The organism is Actinomadura sp. HBU206391 (assembly GCF_014323665.1).
Taxonomy (GTDB): domain Bacteria; phylum Actinomycetota; class Actinomycetes; order Streptosporangiales; family Streptosporangiaceae; genus Actinomadura_C.
Genome location: NZ_JABVEB010000357.1, coordinates 1 through 4,602 on the forward strand (window position 1 = coordinate 1; position 4,602 = coordinate 4,602).

General features: G+C 69.3%; 4 protein-coding genes and 1 pseudogene. 1 reads left to right on the plus strand and 4 read right to left on the minus strand.

Annotated features, from left to right (window positions below; genetic code table 11):
- Positions 1 to 49: 49 nt before the first annotated feature.
- The 4 genes from HKK72_RS36225 to HKK72_RS36240 all read right to left on the minus strand — a co-directional run bounded on the left by HKK72_RS36225 (position 50) and on the right by HKK72_RS36240 (position 4,244).
- Positions 50 to 2,059 (minus strand): multicopper oxidase family protein, encoded by a 2,010-nt coding sequence (locus HKK72_RS36225; RefSeq protein ID WP_187238910.1) that lies wholly within the window; start codon positions 2,057 to 2,059, stop codon positions 50 to 52.
- A complete protein-coding gene (locus HKK72_RS36230) occupies positions 2,056 to 2,514 on the minus strand; it encodes a DUF6220 domain-containing protein (RefSeq protein WP_187238911.1) in 459 nt (152 codons plus the stop codon). Before HKK72_RS36230 ends, HKK72_RS36225 begins: the two co-directional genes overlap by 4 nt.
- The gene (locus HKK72_RS36235) at positions 2,507 to 2,710 is read right to left on the minus strand and encodes a hypothetical protein (protein ID WP_261987539.1); all 204 of its coding nucleotides are present in this window, start codon (positions 2,708 to 2,710) and stop codon (positions 2,507 to 2,509) included. The genes HKK72_RS36230 and HKK72_RS36235 overlap by 8 nt, the downstream gene beginning before the upstream one ends.
- A gap of 64 nt (positions 2,711 to 2,774) precedes the next feature.
- Positions 2,775 to 4,244, minus strand: a complete 1,470-nt coding sequence (locus tag HKK72_RS36240) for an MFS transporter (RefSeq protein ID WP_187238912.1) — start codon at positions 4,242 to 4,244, stop codon at positions 2,775 to 2,777.
- A gap of 165 nt (positions 4,245 to 4,409) precedes the next feature.
- Here HKK72_RS36240 and HKK72_RS36245 point away from each other — a divergent pair.
- Positions 4,410 to 4,602: pseudogene (locus tag HKK72_RS36245) on the plus strand (sensor histidine kinase); the annotation flags it as partial.

Here is a 4,602-nt window from a genome sequence, read left to right on the forward strand (position 1 = left end):
AGCGCGGCCGGGAACCGCTGCTCCGGAGCCAGGCGACGTCCGATCGCGTTCATCCGTGGCCCGTATGTGCGTCACCGAACGGCGAGCCGACCCCGTCGTAGGCGAGCCGGAGCATCATTCCTTGATGCGCGTGGGGCAGGTTGTGGCAGTGGTTCATCCAGATCCCGAGGTTTGTCGCCTTGAAGGCCACCTCCCACACCTCTCCGGGTCGAACGTCGAAGGTGTCCACCCATAGCGGGCTGCCGGAGGAGCGCGTGCCGTCCCTGGACAAGATCAGCACGGGGTGGCCGTGCAGGTGCCACGGGTGCGTCTCGAGGCTCTGGTTCACCACGGTGAACCTGACCAGGTCGCCTTCCGCGACGAGCTGATCGGGGATCGACGGGTGCCCCCGGCCGTTGACCGTGTGTGCGTACGCCGGCCGCCCGTCGACCATTGCCACGCCACGGTCCAGGACGAGCGTGAAGTGCCGGTCGGCATGGCCGCCATCGAACGGCATGGGTGCGGGCTCGCCGTAGTGGAGAAGGTCGAGCTCAGGCCAGTCGGAGGTGTCATCCACGGCTGGTTCGGCGGCTGCTGAGTTGCGATCGGTGTGCAGCCGTACTCCACCGTTGCGATCGTTGTCGACCACGAGTGCCACCGAGGTGTCCGGCATGTCGAAGACCAGGTCGTACCTGCCGCCCGCTGGCAGCCGGAGACCGACCTCGCTGACCTCACCGGGTTGGTCGATGTCCCTGCCGTCGACGCCCGCGACGCGGAATGCTGTGCCGGCGAGTGCGAACCGGTGCGGATCCGAGTCGGTGTTGAGCAAGCGCAGCCGCACAGGCGTCCCTGCCGCCGCGGTGTGGTCGGCGCGTGCGTCCCGATCTCCGATGAGCACGGTGTCGTCGAAGGTGTGTACGGGCAGGGTCAGATCCAGCTCTGCGGCTGCCGTCCTCGGCCTGGGAGCCCGTGGGTGCACGACGAGGGTCCCGTAGAGCCCCTTGCGCACGCCCTCGTGCGAAGCCTGATGGGTGTGGTACCAGTAGGTCCCCACCTGGTCGGCTCGGAAGTGGTAGACGAACTCCTCCCCGGGGGCCACCACGTGCTGGGTGACGCCCGGCGCGCCGTCCTCCCCGCAGGCGATGTCGTAACCGTGCCAGTGCAGGGTCACCCCATCATCGATATCGGCGTTGCGCAGCGTCACCTCGATCAGGTCACCTTCGGTGGCGGCGATTGCCGGACCCGGTAGCTGACCGGCGTACGTCCACGCGTGGAGTTCGCGCCCGGACGGGAGCCGTACCGTTGCCTTCTGTGCGGTGAGTACGTGTCGTTTCGTGGCACCGCCCGGCGCAGGTTTGCGCGCTCCGCGCAGATCAGCCACCGACACGTGCGGACGGTGGTAGGGCAGGTGCGCCGGGCCCCCGCCGGTGGTGACCGACTCGGCTGACAGGAACGACAAGCCGGCTCCCGCACTTCCCGCACCGACCACAACGGCACGACCCGCCAACGTCATGACCTGGCGGCGCGAGAACCTGGGACGACCGTCCGGCGTCAGTGCTGCCGCCGGGTCGTCATCATCGACCGCACTCTCGGCGGCATCGTCGGCCTTCGCCGCGACCGCACGAGCGGTCAGCAGTGCGCCGAGACACACGATCGCGATCGTGATCAGGGCGACGCCCCAGGTCAGGGGGTATCCGACGAAGAAGGTCACCACGAGCCCGGCCAGCGCGGCGTAGGCGGCGGTCAGCAGTGCCACCACACTGCCGGCCGGCAGCACCTGGTCCGGGGCCTGCCGGGCGTCGAGGAGAGGTCGACCGGCGATCAGTGCGGCGGCCAATCCGGTGACGGCGAGCATGGGCAGCCCCAGCAGGACCTTTTCCTGGGCGAACCACCAGCCGCCGGCGCGCGCGAGCATCACCACGGTGGACACCCGAATCAGGGCCGCGACCACTGCCGCCACGAGAAAGCCGAGGCCCAGCCGGACGCGGTTGAGGGCCGTGGTGACGCCTGCCGCGAACCAGGTGGCGACGCTCACCAGGGCGGCGACATGGTCCAGCAGGATCCACTGGATCGTGGTCATGACGTCCGTTCGGTCGTTCGCGCTCCCGAACCGGGCGCGGTCTCTGCGGGGGCTCCGGAACTCGCGAGCTCACGAGCGCGAAGGAAGATCCTGCCGCCCACGGTCGCGATGAGCAGCCCGTTGACCGCGTGCAGGCCGAACACGAGCTCACCCGCTGTGCTCGTGCTTCCACTGCTGTCGCCGAAGGCGTTGGCGAGCTCCTGGATCACGCTCTGGAGCAGGATCAGTCCGGCGACCAAGCCGGTCATCCCGATCAGTCGACCGGGCAATCGGGCCACGGCGGCGAACAACGTCAGCGCGACCGCGAACAAGAGGATCCCGTTCCCCATCGCGCGGTGCGGCTGGAAGGATTCGTCCTTGGGCGCGGTGTCGAACGAACCCATGGCTGCGAGGAAGAACTGTACGGCGACCGCCAGCATCAACACGGCCGCCAGTGCGGCGAAGACCTTACGCATGGGCATACTCCTTCGGGATTGTCGACTCCTCCTGTTGTCCCGGCCGCTCCGGACGGAGGTAGAGGCGCATCTTCCCGATGAGGCAGGACACGATCTCCTCGGCCTCGGGGTGGACTTCCCAGTGGTCGGCGTGCACTTGGCCGCCTTGGCGGAGGTGGATGAAGGAGGAGAAGAGATCGATCGGGGTGAGGGCCATGCCGAGGCATCCTTCCTTCGATGATCTTTCAGCCGGTGGGTTGCGGCATGGGGTGGATCGCCGATCAGTCCCGGACGGCGAGCGAATCGCGATCCTCGGTCTGGTCGACCCGGGAGAGCTGGCCGGTTCGGCGCAGGATGCTGTAGGCGATGAGGACGGCGGCGACCAGGAGCGCGGCACCGAGGGTCAGGGCGAGCGCGTATCCGTCGTTGAGGGTCTCGGGCGTGACGACCTGGCCCGTGCGGTGGTGAGCCGCGGTCCCCAGGGCGGCTAGTCCGAGTGAGGCGCCGATCTGGCGTGAGCTGTTGAGCAGGCCCGAGGCGGCGCCGGCCTCGTGGGGGGCGACGCCGGTGGTGGCGATGGAGACGAGCGGTCCGAGAGAGAGCCCGAAGCCGACGCTGGCGATGATCGCGGGCCCGAGTACGTCGGTGGCGAAGGTGCCGCCGGGGCTGATCAGGCCGAACCAGGCGAATCCGGTCGCGGACAGGAGCCCGCCGCTGACCAGAAGGGTCCGGGGAGCCAGCCGGTAGCCGAGTTTGACGGCGAGCACGGAGCCGGCGACCACTCCGAGGGCGAACGGCAGGAACATGAGGCCGGTCAGCGCAGGCCCCGTCCCGAGGACGCGTTGGAGGTAGAGGGACATGAAGTAGAAGGCTGAGGACAGGGCCGCACCGGCCAGGAGGTTGTAGGCGTTCGCGCCTGCGACCGAGCGGTTGGCGAACAGGCCGAGCCGGATCAGCGGCTCGCGGGCCGTGGTCCGTTCGACGTGGATGAACGCGATCAGCAGCGCGGCGGCGACCGCCAGGGTCGTCACTGTGACCGGCGAGGTCCACGAGTACTGCTCGCTGCGGACGACGCCGAACACCAGCAAGGTCATGCCCGCCGTGGCCAGGACGGCGCCCAGCACGTCCGGACGGCCACCGCGAGCCGGGGGCGGGCCGGCGGCGACGCCTCGCCAGGCCAGAGCCAGCGCGCCGGCGGCCATCGGCACGTTCACGAACATCACCCAGCGCCAGCTGGCGTACTCGGTGAGCAGGCCGCCGATCAGGACGCCGAGGGCGGCTCCGGCTGCGTTCATCGCGCTCCATATTCCGAAGGCCCGGATGCGGGCCCTGCCCGTGGGGAACGTCGCCGTCAGCAGCGCCAGCGCGGCCGGCGCCAGCGCGGCGGCTCCGATGCCCTGTGCGGCTCGGGCTGCGACGAGATGGCCGGGTTCCTGGGCGAAGCCGCCGACGAGTGAGGCGAGGCCGAACAGGCCCAGGCCGAACAACAGGACCCGCTTGCGGCCGTACCGGTCCGCGGCCTTGCCGCCCAGAAGGAGCAGCCCGCCGAAGGTGAGGGCGTAGGCGTGGATCACCCAGGTCAGGCTCACCGCACTGAAGCCGAGGCCGGCAGCGATCTGCGGGAGTCCGACGTTCACCACCGAAAGGTCCAGCGACACCATGAACTGCACGACGGCCACCGCGGCGAGCGTGATACCCGGTCGGGCAGCCGACTCGATGACGAGTTCGTCCTTGACGCGGATCGTATGCATGCCGGACATCGTGATGTTCGGGCAGGTCAGCGGTCATCCTGCCCGGGGATACTCCTCCGCCTGTCACCCGGGAAGTAGGATCGGCCCGACTACTTCGCGGGGAGTAGCGATTTATTACGACCTGCTGCGGACGCCCCTCAGCGGCGAAGACCTTAATCTGCACGAATGAGGTTCATGGACCGGTCGCGGCCGCTCGCCCAGGACGGCCTGCTCGCCGCGGGGATGGCCGTCCTGCTGTCGGTCGTCGTGCTCTACACGCCGCACGCTGGCGCGCTTGATCTCTCGGCCGTCCTCGCCGGTTCGCTTGCGCTCGTCGCGTGGCGGCGGGCGCCCCTGGTGTCGTTGCTCGTCAGCACGG

Bases quoted from the DNA above. Each gene is read 5' to 3' on its own strand.
- HKK72_RS36240 (WP_187238912.1), bottom strand. From the start codon at position 4,244: ATGCATACGATCCGCGTCAAGGACGAACTCGTCATCGAGTCGGCTGCC.
- HKK72_RS36225 (WP_187238910.1), bottom strand. From the start codon at position 2,059: ATGACCACGATCCAGTGGATCCTGCTGGACCATGTCGCCGCCCTGGTG.
- HKK72_RS36235 (WP_261987539.1), bottom strand. From the start codon at position 2,710: ATGGCCCTCACCCCGATCGATCTCTTCTCCTCCTTCATCCACCTCCGC.
- HKK72_RS36230 (WP_187238911.1), bottom strand. From the start codon at position 2,514: ATGCGTAAGGTCTTCGCCGCACTGGCGGCCGTGTTGATGCTGGCGGTC.